Annotated in this window: 16 protein-coding genes; 12 read left to right on the top strand and 4 right to left on the bottom strand. The window is 67.9% G+C overall.

The window, feature by feature from the left end:
* Positions 1-8 precede the first annotated feature (8 nt).
* The 5 genes from zorA to ACLBXO_RS16380 are packed head-to-tail and all read left to right on the top strand — an operon-like array spanning position 9 to position 8,336.
* A complete protein-coding gene (gene zorA, locus ACLBXO_RS16400; RefSeq protein ID WP_447686007.1) occupies positions 9-2,123 on the top strand; it encodes an anti-phage ZorAB system protein ZorA in 2,115 nt (704 codons plus the stop codon).
* Between the two features lie 9 nt (positions 2,124-2,132).
* Complete coding sequence (locus ACLBXO_RS16395; protein ID WP_447686006.1) at positions 2,133-3,050, top strand: OmpA/MotB family protein; 918 nt, start codon at positions 2,133-2,135, stop codon at positions 3,048-3,050.
* A complete protein-coding gene (locus tag ACLBXO_RS16390) occupies positions 3,041-4,438 on the top strand; it encodes an EH signature domain-containing protein (RefSeq protein ID WP_447686005.1) in 1,398 nt (465 codons plus the stop codon). The genes ACLBXO_RS16395 and ACLBXO_RS16390 overlap by 10 nt, the downstream gene beginning before the upstream one ends.
* 1 nt (position 4,439) lies before the next feature.
* Positions 4,440-7,472, top strand: coding sequence for a DEAD/DEAH box helicase (locus ACLBXO_RS16385; protein WP_447686004.1), 3,033 nt, complete (start codon positions 4,440-4,442; stop codon positions 7,470-7,472).
* Positions 7,473-7,481: 9 nt separating this feature from the next.
* Positions 7,482-8,336, top strand: a complete 855-nt coding sequence (locus ACLBXO_RS16380; RefSeq protein WP_447686003.1) for a hypothetical protein — start codon at positions 7,482-7,484, stop codon at positions 8,334-8,336.
* 275 nt (positions 8,337-8,611) lie between these two features.
* Here ACLBXO_RS16380 and ACLBXO_RS16375 read toward each other — a convergent pair whose 3' ends face one another.
* The gene (locus ACLBXO_RS16375; protein WP_447686002.1) at positions 8,612-8,872 is read right to left on the bottom strand and encodes a hypothetical protein; all 261 of its coding nucleotides are present in this window, start codon (positions 8,870-8,872) and stop codon (positions 8,612-8,614) included.
* A gap of 379 nt (positions 8,873-9,251) precedes the next feature.
* Between ACLBXO_RS16375 and ACLBXO_RS16370 the strand changes: the two genes are divergently transcribed.
* From ACLBXO_RS16370 to ACLBXO_RS16360, 3 genes are all read left to right on the top strand, one after another.
* The gene (locus ACLBXO_RS16370; RefSeq protein ID WP_447686001.1) at positions 9,252-13,403 is read left to right on the top strand and encodes a bifunctional DNA primase/polymerase; all 4,152 of its coding nucleotides are present in this window, start codon (positions 9,252-9,254) and stop codon (positions 13,401-13,403) included.
* A gap of 1,433 nt (positions 13,404-14,836) precedes the next feature.
* Positions 14,837-15,148 carry a hypothetical protein gene (locus ACLBXO_RS16365; RefSeq protein ID WP_447686000.1) on the top strand — a complete coding sequence of 104 codons (312 nt, stop codon included), beginning with the start codon at positions 14,837-14,839 and terminating at the stop codon, positions 15,146-15,148.
* Positions 15,149-15,351: 203 nt separating this feature from the next.
* Positions 15,352-15,645, top strand: a complete 294-nt coding sequence (locus ACLBXO_RS16360; protein WP_447685999.1) for a hypothetical protein — start codon at positions 15,352-15,354, stop codon at positions 15,643-15,645.
* Here the strand turns inward: ACLBXO_RS16360 and ACLBXO_RS16355 are convergent.
* Positions 15,590-16,624: a hypothetical protein gene (locus ACLBXO_RS16355; protein ID WP_447685998.1), complete on the bottom strand. Its 1,035-nt coding sequence runs from the start codon at positions 16,622-16,624 to the stop codon at positions 15,590-15,592. The genes ACLBXO_RS16360 and ACLBXO_RS16355 overlap by 56 nt on opposite strands.
* Before the next feature lie 720 nt (positions 16,625-17,344).
* On the opposite strand from ACLBXO_RS16355, the gene ACLBXO_RS16350 reads away from it, so the two are divergent.
* Together ACLBXO_RS16350 and ACLBXO_RS16345 are read left to right on the top strand one after the other, a co-directional pair.
* Positions 17,345-17,548 (top strand): hypothetical protein, encoded by a 204-nt coding sequence (locus ACLBXO_RS16350; RefSeq protein WP_447685997.1) that lies wholly within the window; start codon positions 17,345-17,347, stop codon positions 17,546-17,548.
* A 250-nt stretch (positions 17,549-17,798) separates the two neighbouring features.
* On the top strand, positions 17,799-18,077 hold the full coding sequence (locus ACLBXO_RS16345) for a hypothetical protein (protein WP_447685996.1): 279 nt from the start codon (positions 17,799-17,801) through the stop codon (positions 18,075-18,077).
* Positions 18,078-18,275: 198 nt separating this feature from the next.
* On the opposite strand, the gene ACLBXO_RS16340 is transcribed toward ACLBXO_RS16345, so the two are convergent.
* Both ACLBXO_RS16340 and ACLBXO_RS16335 read right to left on the bottom strand, forming a co-directional pair.
* The gene (locus ACLBXO_RS16340; RefSeq protein ID WP_447685995.1) at positions 18,276-18,950 is read right to left on the bottom strand and encodes a hypothetical protein; all 675 of its coding nucleotides are present in this window, start codon (positions 18,948-18,950) and stop codon (positions 18,276-18,278) included.
* Positions 18,951-19,064: 114 nt separating this feature from the next.
* A complete protein-coding gene (locus tag ACLBXO_RS16335; protein WP_447685994.1) occupies positions 19,065-19,625 on the bottom strand; it encodes a hypothetical protein in 561 nt (186 codons plus the stop codon).
* A 245-nt stretch (positions 19,626-19,870) separates the two neighbouring features.
* Here ACLBXO_RS16335 and ACLBXO_RS16330 point away from each other — a divergent pair, with 245 nt between their 5' ends.
* Entirely contained in the window at positions 19,871-20,146 is a 276-nt protein-coding gene (locus tag ACLBXO_RS16330; protein ID WP_447685993.1) for a hypothetical protein, read from the top strand.
* Positions 20,143-20,388 (top strand): hypothetical protein, encoded by a 246-nt coding sequence (locus tag ACLBXO_RS16325; protein WP_447685992.1) that lies wholly within the window; start codon positions 20,143-20,145, stop codon positions 20,386-20,388. Before ACLBXO_RS16330 ends, ACLBXO_RS16325 begins: the two co-directional genes overlap by 4 nt.
* Positions 20,389-20,420: the final 32 nt, after the last annotated feature.

Here is a 20,420-nt window from a genome sequence, read left to right as displayed (position 1 = left end):
GTGTGGCGATGAGGCCGGTGGTTTGGACACCTCTTGTTCGGTTCCCCCTGTTCTGGAGCCTGTTCGTCATCGGATACGCCGGGTCCTATTTTCTTCCTGTACTGTCGAGCCGGTCGAACCTCGCGCTCGTCGGTGCGGTCGGGGGCGAGATCGGGCGCGGTGACTTCGCCAACGTCGGGCACCCTGAGTTCGCCTTCGCCCTGGCCTGCGCCATCGTCTCGACGGCCGTCGGGCTGGCCTTCGCCACGCTGATCGCCCACGTCTTGGCGATCCGGATATCGCTCCGGCTGGCCCGGAAGCAGTTCGGGGCCGACGCCCCGGACGAGAAGGCATTCCTGGCCAACTTCGACCGCATCAACCAGAGACTGTCTCGCCATGGCCTCGTGGGGCATGCCTGGCAGGAGTTCGCCAAGACGTGCATGCGCGATCAGGTCGTGATCCGCACGATGAGGCCGGCCTCGTTCTTCGGTCCGTCCGTCGTCCGCGAGCGCCTGATGGGCATGAAGCTCATGCCCACCGTCCCCGGCTACTTCGTCGGGCTCGGGCTGCTCCTCACCTTCGTCGGCCTCGTCATCGCGTTGTCGAAGGCGGCGGCGGGCGTGGCCGGCTCGCCGGAGGGGATGACGCAGTCGCTGCGCGAGCTCCTCGACGCGGCGACTTTCAAGTTCTCGACCTCCATCGCAGGGCTCTTCTCGTCGCTGTTCCTCGCGCTCGTCTTCAAGGTCTACTCGATCATCATCGAGACGGGCTTCGACCGGTTCTGCCATCGCATCGAGGACCGCACCCACTTCCTGGCCCCCCAGTACGTGCTGACGCAGCTGGCCGCCTCGAACCGCGAGCAGGTCGAGCAACTCAAGAACATCAACGACGCCCAGTTCTTCGACCGCCTCGGCCAGGTCATCGGACCGGCGCTGGAGGCCGCTGTGGGCCGGGCGGTGACGCCGCTGGCCGACCAGCTGCAGGCGACCGTCGGAAAGCTGGAAGACAACAGCCGGACCGGCACCGAGGGCCTCATGAACAAGTTCATGGACGCCCTCCATGGCGGGGCCGGAAACGAGCTCAAGGACCTTTCTGCCACGCTCGCCCAAACCAAGGACGCGCTCGGTGCGGTCAAGTCCGACCTGGCCGGTTCAGCGCAGGATTTCGCGCGGCGGATGTCCGAAGCCACCGAGCGCTTGGCCGGCCTCATCTCGGATGCCGGCAACCAGTTCCAGGCGAACAATCAGGCGAGCCGGGAGACCATCGAGAGCCTTCTCAGGTCGCTCGCGGCCTCGGCCGACGCGACCCGGGAACGCCTGGACCGCGACATGGCCGAAGCGGGACGGATGGCGACCACGGCCGTGCGCGACAGCATGACGGGCATGCTGGACCAAGTCGAGCGGCAGATGGGCTCCTTCCGGGAGACCGTCGCGGCCATTCAGGACCAGATCGGCCGCGAGGCCGAGGCCGCCGCCGCGCGGTCCCGCGAGGCCACGGCGCAGACCGTGGCAGCCGCGGGCAAGGCCGCCGCCGAGACTGCCCAGGCGATCAAGTCCGGCTTCACGGAAACCGTCGAGAAGTTCGGTGCGGACGTCGACAGGATGTCGGCCGCCCTACGCTCGTCCGAGCAGGCCTTCGCCTCCCAGACGGCCGCCGCGAGGGAGACGGTGGACCGGACGAACGAGGCATCGGTCGCGTTCGGGAGGGTCGCGAGCGACGTCACGGCCGCCTCGACGCCCCTGCTGCAGGCTTCGGAAAGGATCGCCGTTTCGACCAAGGCGATGGAGGAGGCGACCCGCGGTGCGGTCGAAGGGCTCAGGCTCGGTCAGGACGCTGCCAAGTCGCTCGCCGACCGCCTGGAGCAAGGCCACCAAGCGGTCGAGACGGCTTGGCGGTCCTACGAGGAACGGTTCGGCACGGTCGATCAGGCCCTTTCGGACGCGGTCCGAGCCCTCGCCTCCGAGACGGCCAAGCAGCAGGAGAGCATCGCGTCGTTCGCGGTCAAGATCGACGAAGGATGCAGCCTTGCCGTCCAGCGGCTGCAAGCCATCGCCGGCTCATTGGCGGAGAACACCGACGACCTCTCCGAAACGTTCGATACCTTCCTCGCGAAGGTGCAGAAGATGGCCGCTGAGGACGCGTAAGGCCAAGCCATGCTCAGCACCACAGAGGAACAGGCCGAAGAGTCCGAGAACTACTTCATCTCCATGACCGACATGATGGTCGGCATGCTGTTTATTTTCATCATCATGCTGATGGTCTTCGCCCTGAACTACCGAAAGGGCGACGACGACTCCAAGAGGATCAAGGACTGCCTGACGGAGCTGCTGACCAAGAACGCGGTTCTCAGCGCCGACATCAACGACAAGGTCAACAAGATCCAGGGCGACGTGCGCAACCAGATCGAGGCGCTGGAACTCGCCGCGGACCAGCGCCGCCGCCTGCTCACCGACATCAGCAAGCGCCTGATCGCGCAGGGGCTGGCGGTACAGGTGGACGAGCGTAACGGGGTGCTCCGACTGACCGAGGACGCCGTTAGGTTCGCCCCAAACCGATCCGATCTCGACGCCCGTGCGCGCGACGCCCTGACCCGCATCGGCCGCGTCCTCACCGACGTCGTGGCCGAGTACGCCGCCTGCAAGCAGGGTCGTACGGAAGCGTGCGGCAAGTTCCAGGGCGCCTCGCTGGAGACCATCTTCATCGAGGGGCACACCGACACGACCGGCGTCCCGGACCTCGCCGAGCGTGACCGTCGAAACTGGCTGCTGTCCACCGAGCGCGCGACAGCGACCTACCGCGAGATGACGGCGGGGTCGCCCGATCTGCGGGACTTCCGCAACCGGCGCGGGGAGCAGATCGTGTCCGTATCGGGGTACTCGTCGACCCGGCCTATCGCCTCCGGCGAGGACCGCGAGGCTTGGGAGAAGAACCGCCGCATCGACCTCCGTTTCGTGATGGATGCCGACACGACGATCAACCTCAGGGACATCATCGCCCTCAACGATGAGGTGAAGGCGCAGATCAGCCGCTTGGCGGCGATCAGCCAGGACAGCATCGCCGCATGCAAGTGAAGAGCGCCATCGCGGAGATCCGCACCCGGCCGTCGACGTTTCCGGCGTTGCCGACGACGGCAGCGCTGGCGATGGTCGCCCAGGAGATCCCGGCCCCCACCATCGAGGTCGAGCCGGCACCGCCGCCGGATCTCGACCAGATCGCCACGCGGATCATCCAAGCCTTCTCCGCGGGCGCTGTCCCCGAGCGCAGAGACGTAAATCTCGCCCCGTGGTGCCTGTGGGACGGGAAGAGGCCGCTGGTCCGAGAGCCCACCGTCCTTGCCAGATTTCTCGCCCACGTGCGGACGGCATCTCGCAAGTCCACCTTCAGGCGCCTGGCGTCCGCGTACATCGTGCGCTTCGACCCGAGCGAGGCGGACCGACCCACCTCCGCGCTCAACGATATCGCCGCCACCCTTCGCGACCTCGCGTCCCGCATGACCGGGCCGCTCACCGAGGCTGCCCGCCACCTCAACCTATTCGACCCTCGGACCGCGCCCCGCACGATTGCCGGCATCGCGCTCGACCGGAAGATCTCCCCGAGCCGGGTCCTGGCCGATTTCGGGATCCAGAACCTCGGCGCCGAGGCCGGCCTGGCGGAAGCCGCCTTCCTAGCCGGCCTGGACCGGCAGAGGACGGACAGGTCGCTCAGCCCCCAGGCGAGGCTCGCGTCAATCCAGGCTTGGGGCACGAGGCAGGACGGGTCGGTCATCTTCGAGCATCGGCGCGGGACCTACGTCGACGCCCTGGTGCTGCCACTGGCCGATGTCGACGTGGACCGTACGGCGATGGACGCCACCCTGAAGTTCCTCGTCGCCCGGTTCGGGGACCCCCGTTTGAAGCAGGCGCGCTGGCAGCCGATGACCAGCAAGTCGACCGTTCTGAAATGGCTGACGGCGCTCTCCCTGCGGCAATTCCTCGATGTCGTCGACCAGGGTGCCTACGACTTCCAGTGGCGGTATCGCCGCGCCTTCTGGGAGGCCGTCCATAGGCGCGGCCTCATCGACGATGCCTGGGTCGTCTTCGATGAGGTCGGGGACCGGACGGCCAAGCGTCTATTCGACGTGAAGGCACCCTACGCGCGTTGGACGAGCGGCGGCCGCAAGCCAATCGAACGCGGCCATGCCGTACTGCTCCTCAAGGTCGGTCGAGGCGTTGTCGCCGAGTGGAGCCACAACGGCCGCTGCAACATCTGGCACGACAGGGCCGATCCGACGGCCCCGGCCCTGAGCAAGTCCCTGTACGATACGGACGAGGTCCGCGTGGGCCGGCAGAGCACCCCGCAGTTCAAGGTGGCGGAGATCACGCACGCCGGGTCCGAGGGCTACAATTGGCAGGTGAAGGTCGCGAACGAGATCTTCCTCCTCACGAACGTGCGCGTGATGGAGTCGGAGTACAGGGTGTGAGATGGCGCTGAAGCTTCGGACCGAGTGTCGCCCCGACCATGTCGAGGTCACCCTGGTCGAGCCCCCACGGGTCAGGATCCCCCTTTTCGGCAAGGCCAGCATCAGGCCGGCTGCCGAGTGGGCAAGCGTTCCTGAGCCGTTGGCGCAAGCCGTTCGGCGGCTTCTTCCTCTGGTTGCGGAGGGTCAGGCTGAGTGGAAGGGTGACGCCCTTCTCATCGCTAACGCCGCCGCCGCGGACCTGCCATCCGGTCTGGCTTCGATGATGGGGATGCCGGAGATCGCTCCGCTAATCGTGGACATCGCTTTCCGGGGCGCAATCAGCGACGAGAAGAGCCGCATCGATACCGAGTGGCGCGAGACGTCCTACGGCCGGATTACGCCGCTCCGTACCGGGATCGAGGTCCGCTGGGGCGAACGGTCGGGGCGCCTGACAGCCCCGCTCTATCGACTGCTCGAAGCCATCGAAGGCTACAACTCGACTTCCGGCCAGGACATCGACGCCAGGGTCGCGCGATGGAGCGAGGTCACCTCGGCGCTCGCGGTCGTGAACCCGGATTCCGTTAAGGCGGACAGCTACACGAAGGGCCTGACCGTCTTCCAGGCGGGATCCTTTGCCCTGGACGTCACGCGGAGGGGTGACGCGATCGATTTCGTGCCCGTGCTCATGAGCCGGGAACGGGCCCGTTCGCTCGAAGACGACGCCCCCGTGATCGAGGAGGATGCCGACGTCGCGGGCGGGGCCTTCGACGAACTGGTTGACGTCGAGACCTCGACCCTGCTCGCCCATGCCGACCAAAGTGCCTTCGAGCGGACGTTCGAGACCGCCGCCGGCGTGAGGCGGGCCTACAACCTACGCCGGAGTACGTACCTCCTGGTGGATCCGGGCCTGCAGAAGGCGCTCGAAGTCGTCCGGACCATGCGAACCGCCCCGGAGGACCGCAAGCGCGCCTTCGTGAAGAACCCGAGGACGCAGATCGCCCTGGATCTCGGCCTCGATCCCGGTGACCCGACGGTGTCGGCGCTCTTCGTCGAGACGAAGCAGTATTCTGACCGTGTGATCGGGCTGGGCGTCTGGGAGAAGCCAGAGCTCTCTTGGCTGTCGAAGGCCAGCACGGAATGGCTGCCCGAGAAGTTCCCGGTGGTGGTCGAAGGTCGCCGTTCCGAGATCACCCTGAAGGACGCGCGGCAGCTCGCCACTGATGTCCCCAAGGCCGAAGTCGAAGGCCGGGAGCGGGTCGCCTGCGGTGACGGCGAGCTACTGGTGCCGGTGGCGCGGGATATCCTCCGACAGGTCGCCGACGTCATCCACGAGCGGCAGCCCGTCGATGAGAGCGTGCAGCCTGCCGACGATGACGAGCCGGCCGTCAGCACGTCGGCCGCCGGTACGGCGGGTCCGCGCGAGCCGGTAGTGGTCAAGATCGAGACCAACTTCGAGGACGTCACGTTCGAGGTGACGCGCAAGCCGCGGCCGACAGTGATCAGCGATGGTTTGCCGACGGACCGCATGGGGCGGACGAGCTTCAAGCCGCACCAGGTCGAAGGCTTCGCCTGGCTCGTCGGAGCCTGGAAGGCCGGCTGGCCTGGTGTCCTGCTGGCCGACGACATGGGGCTTGGGAAGAGCTACCAAGGCTTGGCCTTCCTCGCCTGGATGAAGGCGAACCGCGAAGCGGCCAGGGCCAAGGCAGCCGCGGGCGTCCCGAAGGGGCCCCTTCTCATCGTCGCGCCGACATCCCTCCTCCAGAACTGGATCAAGGAGGCCGAGAAGCACCTCGCACCGAACGCTTTGGGTGAGAACCGCGCCGACGTTTTCGGTTCCAGCATACGCAAGTTCCGAAACCCGGATCAGGCTGCCCGAGACCAAGGCGAAACGCTGAACTGGAGGCTTTTGGAGAAGCAGGACTTGGTCCTGACGACCTATGAAACGCTCGCCGACAATCATGTATCGTTCGCGCGGGTCGGCTTCTCGGCGGTGCTCTTCGACGAGATGCAGAAGGTGAAGGACCCGGGGACGCTCAATACCTGGGCCGCGAAGGCCGTGAACGCCGATTTCGTGCTCGGCCTGACCGGCACGCCAATCGAGAACCGGATCGAGGATCTTTGGTCGATCATGGACCGGGTTTTCCCCGGCTTCCTCCGAGACCTGAAGACGTTCTCGAACACGTACAAGAGCGGCGACATCGACCGCTACCGGGACCTTTCGGACCGGATGATGAAGCCTCTGGACGGCGCGCCGGCGATCATGCTGCGCCGGATGAAGGACGACGTCCTGGAGGGCTTGCCGACCAAGACCGTCACGCCGTACCGGACAGTCATGCCGGACGTGCAGGCGAAGGCTTACGGCGACGTCGTTGCCAAGGCCCTCGGCATGGAAGGTCCGCGGGCTCGCGGTGCCATGCTCGAAGTCATCCAGAATCTCCGAGGCATATCGCTTTACCCGGGGGACGCACTCTCGGACGATCTTCTGTCCGTGGCCGGCTGCGAGGCGTGGATCGCCAGGTCAGCCCGGCTGGGAAAGTCCTTCGAGGTGCTCCGCGAACTGGAGCGTCTAGGTGAGAAGGGGCTGATCTTCGTGGAGCAGCGAAGCATGCAGGCGCAGATGGCGAACGCCATGTCGACGATGTTCGGCATGGAGCGACCGCTCATCATCAACGGGGACACCCCCGGTCATCGGCGCCAGGACATGGTCGACGATTTCCAGGCGAGGCGTCGCGGCTTTGACGCAATGATCCTGTCTCCGAAGGCCGCGGGCGTGGGCCTGACGATAACGGCGGCGAACCACGTGATCCATCTCAGCCGTTGGTGGAACCCGGCCGTCGAGGATCAGTGCAACGACCGCGTCTATCGGATCGGCCAGGAGCGCCCCGTGACCATCCACGTCCCGATGGCCGTCCACCCGGCGCTCGGGGACAAGACGTTCGACGTGACGTTGGATAGGCTTCTGGACGGGAAGCGGAGAATGTCCCGTAATTTGCTGATGCCGCCCGTGTCGGACAGCGATCTCGATCAGGTGTTCGCGACGGCATTGGCAGCATAGGCGGAAATCATGCGCGTCTTCGCCAAGCGGTTCTACGGCTTCGATCCCGAGAGGCATCCCGTCATCGCCTTTGGAAAGGCCGGAAACAGGGACGCCCTCATCACCGCATCGTCGCCGGGCGACCTCATCGTGTTCGTTGGGACCCAGGGCGAACCGACCGCCGAGCATGAACGTGGCCGTCTCCTTGGCATGGCGGAGTTCGCGCGCATTCCCGTCGATGTCCGTGACGTGATCGATCCTGCCAGAATGGACCCGAGCTTCTATGCCGCCGATGGATCGCTTCTATGGCCCAAGGGCCTCCCGATCCTTCGCGCTTGGCGGTTCGCGGACCCACGACTGAAGCTGATCGACGTCCTTCGCGAGCAGTTGACGTTCGAGGCCACCGTCCGTGCTGTCCGGCTCGATGAGACCGATACGCGCGCGGTGCTGGCGCTGCCCAAGACGGAGGTGACGGTTCCCCTGGTCCCGAGTGTCGCGAGGCTGCTGGCCTTGAGCGACGCCCTGGCCTCCAATCTTCCCACGACCGGACCGACACCGACAGACTGGACCGGGACCGTCACGAGGACCACGGAAGCCGACGCATGGACCTACGCGATGCGTTTCGGGAAGCGCGGCGTGTGGAAGGTCGGGCACACTCAGGACATCGATCAGCGCCTGAAAGAGGTCAACAAGCACGTACCCGTCGAGGAAATCGGTGAAGGCTGGAACCTCGCCCTGAAGCAATATTGGCCGAACTCGGTCGCCGCGCATGCGATGGAGCAGCGCGTGTTCCAGAGCCTGATGGCTTCGAGGACCGTCGACGAACGTGTCAGATGCACCGAGACTCAAATGCTATCGGCATGGACATCCTCGTTGGCAGGCTGAGGCAGGGATGCAGCCTCAGCCTGAACCATCATCCGCAAGGACCAACCGGCTCCCGGCCGCCGCCGGGCTGAGAGTCGCCGAACTCGTTGCTGAGGCCCTGCAGGGACGCCTGCCATGCCGATAAATCTCGTCAACGAGGGACGGGCGGCGACTGCGGGCGAGCCCGGCATCACCGTGCTGCAGTCAGTCAGGCTCGTCCTGAACGAGCGTTCCGGCGAGGTGTTCGGAAACGCCCCCGGGTGCGCCCAAGGCTTCGTGGATCTCGGGACGGGGGACTAACCCGCCCGGCGCGCCAGGTCCTCGAGGATCAGGCCCAGCGCCACCCCGGCAGGGTCCGCGCGGGCGGCGTCGTAATCCGCCGGCGTCGGCGTCCTGCCGGAGTACCGAGGGTGCAGGTCACCCGGCTGCCGGTAGACGGCGCAGTGGATGCCGCGGACTGGGTTGACCCGAAGCCACGCCCAGGGCTCGACGCCGAGCTCCTCGGTCTGGGCTTCGGTGAGGAGGCGGCGGCAGGAGCGGCCGCGTTGCTCCCTCACGCAGGGATCGGCGGCGCATCTCAAGTCCATGATTATCCGGTCTCAGACGCTCGCGCATGAAGAATGACTGGCGAAAGCTCTTACAGTTAACGAACGGACGGTTAGTCACCGTATTTCTATCCGTTTCGGCCGATTCACCATGGCTGCTCACAAGCAACGGCGGCGAACTTGCGGCTGGCCGAATCGGGCGTAATCTATCTGTTGGAAGGGTCACCAGAGCCGATAACGGCTAAGTGAACAGTGTTCAATTTCGGCCACCGCCGGCTCTTTGAACACTGTTCAGAACAGACCCACCGCGCGGGCCCAAAGACCGCAACCTGACGAGCTCTCCCGAACGCGACGACCCAGACGGCACCGGATACGCAGAAAGGCCCGCAGGTTGACGACCCCTCAGACGCCCGACGAGCTCCAGCGGCTCGTCCTCGACGCCTTCCCCGGCGCAACGCTCGCCGACGCCAAGTCGGCCCGGCACAGGATCTACGCGAACGACCACTGGTTCGGCGACGTCGCCCCGGCGATGTGGGACCGCGGCTGGGCCGTCTACCCGCAGACGCGCCGCGCCGCTGACGGCCTGACCGCCAAGCGGGTCCCCGCCAGCATCGGCGGCACGATGATCAAGACGTCGCTCCTGGCGACGCGCATGCCCTCGGCGGTCGAGCGCGACGAGTGGTGCCGGCTCGCCCCCTCGCACAACGTGGCCTTGTTTCTCGGCCCGGCCGAGGGCGGTCCCATCGCCATCGACATCGACATCCGCATGCCGGAGATGTCGAAGGCCGTCGAGGACATCGTCCGCGAGATGCTGCCGGCGACACCGTTCTGGCGCGGTTCCGACGGCGCCAAGCGGGTCGTGATCTTCCGCTCCGACCCGGCCGACCCAATCCGGCGCAAGAGGGAGCACAAGCTCCTCGACAAGGCGGGCCGGCCCGTCGTCGACAGCTACGGCAAGGCCTGCGCCATCGAGATCCTCAGCGCCGGCAACTCGGTCACGCTGCACGGCCTGCACCACGCCACCGGCGCCCCCTTCCGCTGGGAAGCGCCCCCTGTCCTGCAGGGGCCCGAACACGCCCCCCTCGTCACCGCTGCCGCCCTGCGCGCATGCCTTGAAGCCATTTCCGAGCGCGTCGTCGAGCTCACCGGCCTCGGGCGCGGCTACGACGTCACCGGCGCCCGGCTCGCTACCGGCGAGGTCACGGCCGCCGTGACCAATTCGTCAGGCGTCGTCGTCCCCGGCAACCGCGAGGGCGTCGCCGACACCACCTACGGGCGCAAGGGCAAGGTGACCGACGGCCGCGAGCCGTACGTCCGCTCGCGCGCGTTCCGCTACGCCATCGCCAACCGCCCTCTCCTGGCCACTGAGGCCGGGCGCCACGCCGTCGCCGGCCGCCTGTTCGAGGAGTGCAAGGAGGTTTTCGACGGCCTCGGGTCGGGCCGCTACAGTGCCTGGGGCGATGAGGGCGGCCGCGGCGCCAACGCCGGCAACTCCGTCCTCCACGACTGCCGCGCCAAGCTGGAAAGCGCCCGCCTCACGCTCGCGGAGACGCCCGACCGATTCGTCAGGACCGTCGGCCGGGACGAGAGCGGCCGCAAGCAACTCGCGGTCCGGACCGGCGTCGGCATCGACCGGGGAGCCGACGACGAGCTCGGCTGGATCGAGCCCGACACCGTGTCCCTGTCCGCCATCACCGCGCACGACCAGGCCCGCAAGGCCGCCGAGCGCGCCCTGCTGGGCAAGGAGGGGCGCGAGGAGGGGCAGCGCCGCGTCGCCCGCGAGGTCCGCGCCACCATCGACCGGTTCCTCGACCAGGCCGATGCACAGGCCCGCAACGCCAAGGCGCCCCTCACCAAGGTCATCCTGATGCGGGCGCCCGTCGGCGCCGGCAAGACCAGCACCTTCATCGAGCGCATCGCGGCCCGTCCCCGACGGGGCAAGCCCGTCGTCATGTTCCTCCCGTCCTATGCCAACATCGAGGAAGCCGCCTCACGCGCCGAGAACCGCCGGTCAGCGGCGGCCGCTGCCTCGACGCCGGCGTTCCGTCAGGCGGCCGCCGAGGTGCGGGCGCAGGCCGACGCCGCTGGCCTCAAGGTCGGCATCCTCAGGGGCGTCGAGCGTGCCGGCTGCACGCGTGTCGAGCAGCGCCAGGTCCTGCGCAACCAGGGCGCCCCGGCGCACGACCTGTGCTCGGCCAAGGTCGCCGCCATCCGGGGTATGGAGAAGGAGACGCTGTACTGCTCCGACCATCCTGAGGCCGGGGGCACGTGCCCCGTCATCGCCGACCGCAAGGCACTGGCCGCCTGCGACCTGGTCCTGGCTCCGACGGTGTTCCTGACCATCGGCCTGCCGCCCGAGTTGAAGGAGGAATGCGTCGCCCTCGCGGTGGACGAGCGCTGTGCGTTCGAGTTCCTCCGCTACGACAGCATGCCCCTGTCGAGCCTGCTCCTGCCCCGGCCCGAGCCCCACATCCTGGAATCGGATGGCGAGGGGGTGACCTCCCAGGACCTGCTGCTGGAGCGCGACCGGGTCGCACGCCTCGTCCACGACGTATTGGCCCGGGGCGAGGATCCCGCCGCCGCCATCTACGCCGCCGCGGCGCAGAAGCCCACGCTCCTCGACGACGTGAAGTCGGCCAAGACCGTCGCCAGCCGGGCCCAGCGCGCCGCCGCCCAGGTGGTGCCCAATTGCTCGGCCGAGTACCTCAAGGATCTGTTCTCCAAGGCCAAGGCGACGGACATCCGGCAGGAGAACAAGCTGTGGGACGTCATCCTCGACCGGCTCGCCGGGCTGAAGGCCGACGCCCTGACGCGGTCGCTAGCCCGTTCCGCCGGCGTCGACGTGGACCCGTACATGCTGCAGGCCCGGGGCGAGCGTGACGCCCGCGTGCAGGTCCTCACCATGGGCGAGACCGGCCAGCAAGTGCGTGTCTCGTGGCGCGAGGCCCCTTGCCTCACCGAGCTCCCGACGCTGCTCCTCGACGCCTCCGGCGACGCCGACATCTCGGAAAAGGTCTGGAACGGCCGCGACGTGGAGACGGTCGACATCGCGGCGTACTTGCACGTCCGCACAGTCGTGTGCCTCGACAGCAACCATAGCACCACGTCGTTCGTGCCGGAGCTCAACACCGACGACGAGGGGCGCAAGCGCGCCTCCCGTCAGCTCGTGAACGTGCGCCGGGCGGTGAACAACGTCGCCCACGTGAAAGCCGGCGGCCGCGTCGGCGTCGCCCTGCCGCTGCGCGGGCGCAAGGCGGTGCAGCGGGCCCACGCCGAGGCGCCGAACTTGGACGTGATGCACTACGGCGCCATCCGGGGCCTCGACTTCGCCAAGCGGCACAAGGCGCTCATGACGGTCGGCAGGCACGAGTTCCCCGTGTGGGTGATCGACGCCCTGGCCGCGGCGCTGACCTACGATGACATCGTGCCCGAGGCCCCGTTCGACGTGCAGGGCGACGGGCTCAACGACGAGGGCAAGCCCATCGCGCAGCCCATGGTCGACCGCACCTATCCGCTCCGGGACGGCCGCGACCTGGTCATCCAGGTGCCTCAGTACCCGGGGCGCTGGGCCGCCGCCGTGCAGGCCCAGTTCCGCGAGGAGGAGCTCATCCAATCCATGGGCCGCCTGCGCCCCGTCTACCGCGACGACGTCGGCCTGTGGATCGCCATCTCGCGCGTCCTGCCTGCCGGCATCGTCGTCGATGCGGTGACCACGCTGCGGTCCCTGTCCACGATGCGCGGCGCCGGCGGGCATTTCGAGGCTGTCCGCCGGGCCGGCGGCGTCGCGGATCCCGAGGTCATCGCCCGTGTCGCCCCGGACGTGGGGCTGGGCCCGACGACACTGGCCTCGCACGGGCTGGCCGGCACCGACACCTCGGCCGAGATCGCGGCCGGCATGGACGTGTGGTCGGTCACCGCCGACGGCCGCGCCCGGGTCGTGCAGGTCCCCGGCTACCACGAGGATGCCGCCTCGGAGATCGTCGACGCCTACGACCGTGCCGGCATGCGGGTGGATAGCCTGCAGCTCGTCAGGGAGGCATCGGGCAAGGTGCCGTCGGAGCGCAAGAAGGCCGACAAGGTCGACGACGAGCTCGGCACCAGGGACGAACGGCGCGAGGCTGAGGTGGCCGCCCGGGCCGCGGCGCAGGCCCACGTGCCCCAGCCGGAGCGCCCGTTCGGCGACGCCCCGCATTTGCTGACGGTCGGACGCGAGCCGCGCGCCACCGACGTCGAGGTCGCCATCATCCTGGAGACCCAGTGCGAGGTGGACCCGCAGGAGGCGGCCCGCCTCAACCGTGAGGCGACCGTCGACGAGGCGGCCGAGGAGTCTACAGATCAGGCGGCGGGCGGTGCAGCGCTGCCCGCAGTTTCGACTGGTCCCGGGTCGCCGGCGGCACTGCGTTCCATTGCCGCGCGGTGGGCCGGGGCGGTCGCTTCGTCTTCCGGGGCCTCTTCGCCCGCTCGATCCGGCGCTCCGCCAGACGGGCGTGCCGTGCCTCCGCCGCTTCGGCTCGCGCCTGGGCTGCGGCGTCACGGGTCCTGATCCCGAGCGATTCGTTCCGGGCGACGGACAGGCGGATGCCGGTCCTCTCGCCCCTGTAGTTCGTAACCCACGACCACGCCACCCTGAACCCCGCCGCGGCGAGCTCCGCGCATGCGGGGTTCAGGGCCGTGCGCTCCATCTGGCTGGGCTTCGCGATGCCTCGGAACCCGAGGATCTCCTGCGCCTCACCGAGGGGCAGCGTCAGGCGCAGCGTGCCGTTCTGCCGGCGCGCCTCGCAGCCCCGGGGGATGGCGGCCGGGCTGGCTTCCCAGGCGAGGCAGCGCAGGTAGAGGACGGGGCTGTACCGGCATCGAAACGCGTTGAGCGCCGCGGCGTCGACCTCGACGGTGCCGCCGTATCCCGGCGTGGCAGCCGCCAGGAGCGTCGCCTCGATACCGAGGGATGCGAGCTCGTCGCCGTCCCTCACGAACGTCCCCTTGGGACCGAGGAAAACCTTGTTGGTCGGCGTGCTCAGGCCATAGCCATCGAGGCTCCTGAGCGTGACGAGGCTGTCGCAGCATCGGGACAGGGCGGCCCGAACGGTCGTGAGCACGGCACCCGCCATGGCCCGGCGCAGGGCAGGCAGGTCGATCTCGTGCCGGGCATACTCGACCCCGTGCCGGTACGCCTCTGTCAGGCGGTACTCGCGTTCCATCTCATCAGTCTCGCGCGCCGATGAGGCTGCCTGCGAGAGGGCGAGGATCAGGAAACGAATCGATCCTGCGTCGGCGCCGTGCATTCCAGGCAGGCTCGCCGCCGGCGATGCGTCGACGACGAGGTCCCTCGCGAGGTCGAGGGACAGGGGGAGCTTTCGGGTGGCCTGCTGGCGGGGCATCGGGGGGTCCTGCAGGCCCGTCCGGGGCCTCGGAACCCATTATCGCCCCGGCCAAGCCAGTTTCAAGGAAAACGATGAGGTTTGCCTAACGACTTAGGGGGGTGCGAGGGCACCAAAGGAAGGGGGACTTAAAAGGGGGATTCTAGCCGGGAGAGGGTTTATCCCTCTCCTTCAAGGATTCCTGTAACGCGTGCGCGCGGGTCGACCGTGCTCTCTGGTACGTCTCTCCCCGTGGGCCGCGCATCGCGCGCTACGCGCCCTCCCACGTCCCAGCAACAGCCCTGCAGGTTCTCGCACCTGGTCAGGTCGACCTACGCGCCCCGTTGGGGCGTTTTTCCATGGTTCAGGCCTGTCGCTCCGCATTTCAGGGGGACTTGTCTGAGAGCCGCGCCCGCCCGGCTGAGGGATGGCCCCGCCGAGGCCCTAGGAAGCTCGCCACGCCGGTTTCTCAGGCTCGGCCGTGGATCGGCGCGTCAGACCTATCCGAACGGCCCTGGCGGGCTTCCTAACGCCTCGGCGCGAGCAAGTGATGCCGTCACGTGCTGGCGTTGTGCCTTGCTGGGCCGACGCGCACGCTTGCGGGCGAAGGAGACATGCCATGGCCGCCACACGTCTGACGCTCCGCCAAGTCCGCGCCAACGCGGCGATCCGCTCTGCCCGCGCCCGGGCACGCCGTGCGGCGTCGCAGCGCCCCGAGGGCCGCGACGTTGCCCTCGCGCTCGGCGACGCGTTCGTGGAGATCCTCGCCCAGCGCGGCATCGTGAAGGCGGACGGCCGCGTCGCCGGCGTCGCCGCGCTGCAGGCCCATCCGGACCTCGCCGCCGTGATGTCGGCCGCGACGCAGGCATTGGCCGACCGCTTCGCCCCGACGGAGGTCGCGGCCGTCCTCCAGGCCCGGCTCGCGGCCTGAGGCGTCGACTCTTGACGAATTCGCGCCGGCACTTACGATCGAAGGCTGGCAACCTGCGCATCCCCGCCCGGGGTCGCGTCGGATGCTCGTCACCCCGGCCGCATGCCCGTGCGCCGGGGTTTTTTTTCTCCCGAGGCGCCCTGATAGCCCGCTCGCGCGCCAAGAACCCGTTCTTCGTCGGCGTCGACATCGACCTCGCCGGGTTGGCGCTGGCTGTCACGGACGAGTTCGCCGAGTTCGGGGAGAAGGCCCTGCCCAGGGCCATGCAGTTCAGCGTGAACGGCGTCGCCATCGACGCCGTCCGCCGCTTCCGCGAGCGCATGCCGGCCATCCTCGACCGCCCCAACGGCTGGACGATGGACGGCCTGGCCTACACGGCGGACAAGGAGGCCCTGTCCAAGATCACCTCCCTCGGGCAAGTGAAGGCGACCATCTTCCAGGTTAGTAGTAGGAGGGCGGTGGCGGGCCAGCCAAGCCAACGATGTTGGGATCGGTGAACTTTTGATTTCCCGACTTGTAACGTATCCAGATTGCCTGGTCGGAACGTGCGGCATTGAACACGGGCTGGTCGACCATGTTGACGAGATCGCAGTGATCTGACGTTTGCAGCGCGTCCAATTTCTTTATGAGTTCCTCCATGGTTGCCCGACCGTCCATGTGACCGATGAGCTTGTTTCGCACATGCCTAACCCGGCGGTAGGTGGCATTGAATGTCGCATTCGCCTTGAGTGCTTGCAGGGAGGAAGGGTCACCAATGCCCTCAGAGACCATCACCTCAAGAAGACCGTTGATCGAGTGCGGGTTGCGGGTGTCCATGATCACGCTGTCGACCATGTTCTGAGCATGCATAAGCATGTCGAGCTTCGCGTGCATGGCCACGCCGGGCAGAACCGAGTTGGCTAGGCAGTTGTTGAAGAGGTACTCCGATAAATCATAGAGAGCCTTTGAGCTATGATATCGATAGAAGGCCCCAGGTAGCTCACCCTTCGTGATCTCGTGGACGGCATTTCCAGCAACGCACAGGTAATTGTTTATCAGGCGGTACCCAGAAAGAAAGTCTTCGACGTACCTGTCGAATACCAGCGGCACGAGGACGCCGAGATTGTGGCCCGACACCCCTCCCGACAGCTCTGGCAGGAGCAGGCGCGGATCAGGCGAGCTGATCTCGGCGGCCATCCTGGCCACCAGCGGGGCGATCTTCGTGTCCGTGATCTCGCCGGCGGCCGAATGCCCGACGAAGAAATCAGCCTCTTGCTTGTGTGCCAGTAGAGCGTCCCGAATCCTTCGCATCCGTGGCTCCTGGCGAACCTGGACGATGTCCTCGAAGGCCATTGCGTTGACGACGATCCTGAACGCCAGGTAGCGTCGGATAACATCGTTCGGCGCGAGCCTGATCATCTCCGCGTAGAGCGCAGAGCCCTGCCAGAGAAACGTCTTCTTCGCTTCGAAATCCGTAATCACCGCCGTCATCGTCATGCCGTTCCCCGTGTTGGCGTGCCTCCCTTCGGGGATCACCGCTCGCCCCTGATGTAAGCATCGAGCCGGCCGATCGCTGCCCGTGCCAATCGAACGAGCACCGGTTTCATTCCGATAGGCCGCCCGGGATCCTCGACCCTGAACAGGAGGGTCCGCTTAGTCCACGACAGGCGCAGGCTCCGCGACGGCGTGACCGCGCTCCTCCTCGGCAGCGAGGCGGGGGCGCTCGTCGATGGCCGCGCGTTTGCCGGCTGCAGCGCCGCCCTGCACGCAGTCGGACATGCCCTGCATCTTCGTCGAGGTCCGCCGCTTCTAGGGCGCCGAGTTCGGGATTAACCAAGTCGCGACCCAGCGGACCTACGAACTCAGCATCGGCATCGTCGGCCAGGGGCCGGCCGCCGCCCTTATCGCCCCCCAGGATCCCGACGCCGAACTCTTGCGCGCCGACACCCTCGACGAGGTCGCGCTGCCGGTCGAGCTCGCCCCGGCCGCTCGGAACGTCGAGGGCCGCAGCGCCCCCTGGGTCTGCCGGTCGGCACCCTTGGCAAGGTCATCGCGCGCCCGGGCTGGGGCATCGAGAAGTGATCTCGGCCAAGCCCCTGGTCGGGCAGGTCCTCAGGTCACATCGCGAATGCCTCGATCACTGAGGGCATCTACATCCCGAAGGCCGGCACGGGGTCGTTCGCTGTGTTCGGTGCGGCGCCGGCGGTGCCATGCACGGTGACCATCGACAGGCGCGCCGGCGGCCTGGGCGGGACCAGCACCAGAATTGGCACCAACACCTGGGTAGCTGGCGCGACGCATGGCACGTTCAACATTCCGGCGCACGTGACCGTGCTCGCCGGCGACGTCGTGGAGTTCGTTTTCCCCACGAGCCAGGACAGCAATGCCGCCGTGCTCACCCTCAACCTAGCGGTCTACTGACCAGCCTCGGATCCCCGTTACCTGCCCCGGGACGCGCCGGGGCAGGCGTGTCGGCGTTCGTCCGACAACCGTTGCAGATTATAGAAGTAACGGGGGACGCCAAAATCGATGTCCAGAGGCCCTGTGGGTCGGCGTCACGGGGTTATCCCCAGCCCGGCCAGGAGATCGGTAACCGTAGATCGCCTCTCAGCTGGACGAGGAGTCCGGGCTCTGAATCTATGATGACGACTCAGCCGGACGGGAGCCCGCCATGAACCTGGAACGCGACATCAAGCTGGCCGAGGGCGGGCTCACCCAGGTCCTGTTCGCTGCCCACCTGCAGGGCCAGGCCAAGGCGGCCGCTCTCCGGCAGCAGTCGGAGGACAATGCCGTCGGCGCCGTCGACCGCCTGGGCCGTGAGCTCCTCGCGTCCCGCCGCCGGGAAGCCGCGCTGACCCGGCAGGTCGCGGAGCTCCAGGCCGCCCTGCGCAGCGAGCGTGCCCGGCCGCGCGGTCTGGATTGGGGCCAGGGCCTCGCCCGGCGCGCCTGAAATCGTACGCCGCCCTCGCTTTTCCTCTTGCGGGTTTCCCTGTGCGCCCGAATCGGGGCGCACGTAGCACGACAGGGGACGCACGTAGGACGACGTCGGGCGCACAGCGTTCAAAGAGAAAGGGCCCCGGAGTGATCCGGGGCCCTCTTTCATTCCGCGTCCTGATATTCCTTGCGGCGCGCCCCTTGCCGCCGGCGCTCAGCGAAAGGGCAGCGGCGCCGGGCCGGCCTCGGAGACGGCGTGCTCGTGGAGATCGTCGAGGAACTCATCCACGCTCTCGGCCGCGCGCTCGGCGCAGGAGGCGCGGGCGAGGCTGGCGATGACGGCGTCCCGGCGGGCCTCGGCGGCGGCGCGGGCCTCGCGGTCGGTCAGCACGGGCGGCATGTTCGTCATGAGCTCGTTGACGCTCTTGGCTCTCAGGTGCCGGTCGAGGGTCGAGAGGGGCGCGACCGCAACCCGGTGCAGGTTGCCGACGTCCAGGCTGTGGAGCCAAAGAAGGATGCGATCCGGGAGCACGCTCTCGTCGACGGGGCCGACGCCGGGCGACCCGATTGCGTGCCGGCACCAGTTCCGGAGATAGTCCGCTTCCGGGAACCTCTCGGCCATGCTCAGCGGGGCGGGCTCCGGGGCGGAGGCCTCGGGCTCAGAGGCGGCGGCGTCGAGGTAGGCGTCCGCCTGCGCTTCCGCGGCGCTGACCGCCGGGGCGGGGTTCACCAGCCTGCTGACGAATCGGATGGCGCCCGTCGCGGCGTCGACGACAGCCTCCGTGACCATGATGGCGGGCGCGGCGGCGGCGCGGGCGGCCCGGCCGGCGGCGCGGAGGGCCTTGCTGACGCCGGCGAGGGCAGCCTTGAGAACGGACCTGAGAGACATCTTGGAACCCCTTCCTTGTCGGTGTTTCGACGCCTTCGATTGTCTCCCGCCGCAAGCAAGGGACAACGAGGGGATTTCGGGGTCGGCGTGGCGTGACGCCGACACGTGACGGGCTCACGCGGCGGGCGCGGCCTCGTCGGCGGCGAGCGTGGAGAGGTGGCGCTCGATCTCCCAGTCCTTGAGCCGGCGCATTCTGTAGGAAGTCCCGTTGGCGTCGCTGACGAGGACCCAGGTGTCCGCAGTGTCTTGCTGGATGCCGTCCGCCACCTTCGGGGCTCGCCTGCCCTTGGGCTGCAGGCACTTGACCACCTGGTAGGGAAGGTTGGCGATCCGGATCGCCTCGTCAGCGGCGGCCCGGGCCGCCTCCCGCGCGCGCCGGCGCTCGTGGATCCCCGGCGCGAGGACCTCCCACGCATCGTCCCTCGGGAGTTCCTTCCACTCGCCGCCGACGCGGGCGAGCGTGCGCTCGTAGTTCCGGCGGTAGTCATGCTCGTGCACGAGGACGAGCACGGCGCCGTCGCGCGCGGGCACCGTGTAGAGGCACCCCTTGCTGTTCGGGTCGGCGCGACGCGGGGCACGGTCGCTCCAATGGATGTCGTCCGTCGCCGGGTCGTGCCGGGCGATCCTGCACCACCACGGCCAGTGCCCCCTGAAGTCTTCCGTATCGCCGTCCATCGATGTCTCCTCCGTGCGAGCTTCACTGAACGGTGAAGTTAGCACCCGGCCGCACCCGCGCAAGGTATTTAGCACCAGCATACAAGATTTCATGCTGGACCGATTTTCACCCACGAGGGTTCTAGTGGGTGAAAATTGATCCAACACCTCCTGTCCTGGCGTCAACTTTGAAATAGTTGTTGTCGAATCGGATCGCGAGTGCTTGCTTCTCGTTACACCGAACGGTGAAGCGAGGTGCGGAGAGAATGAACACTGTTCAAGAACTTGGGTGGCACCCGGACGAGGCGTACGACGACGCCGCGCTGGCCCGCGAGGAAGCCGCCGAGGTCGTCACCGAGGTCGAGGCCCTCGACCGCCTGCGCGCGGCCATCCGGACGGTCGGCTCCCAGCGGACGTGGGCCCGCCGCAACGGCGTCGGGGAGAACCTGCTCTCCGACGTCCTCGCCGGCCGCAAGCGCCTGCCCCCCGTCATCCTCCGCGCGCTCGGCCTGTCACGGGCCATCGTCGGGGGCCGGTCGTGAGGCTCACGGAGCGCCAGGCACGCATCCGCCTCGCCGCCGCGGTCGCCGCCGCTGGCGGTCAGGCGGCCTTCGCGAATGCCATCGGGCTGCCGGTCGGAACCCGCGGCAACGTCATGACGGTCAGCCGCTCGGTCCGCGGGCCGTATCGCATCCACCCGTCTTGCCTCGCCGCCATCGGCCTGCGTCGCGACGAGGCCGGCGACATCCACACCGTCGAGCCCTCCCGGAATACCGCCTCGTAGGCGGTCGCCGGGTCCCACCCCCGGCACCTCAC

It is taken from the genome of Methylobacterium sp. C33D, from assembly GCF_053345825.1.
The sequence above is the reverse complement of the archived record's forward strand: the minus strand, read 5'-3'. Positions and strand labels throughout refer to the sequence as shown.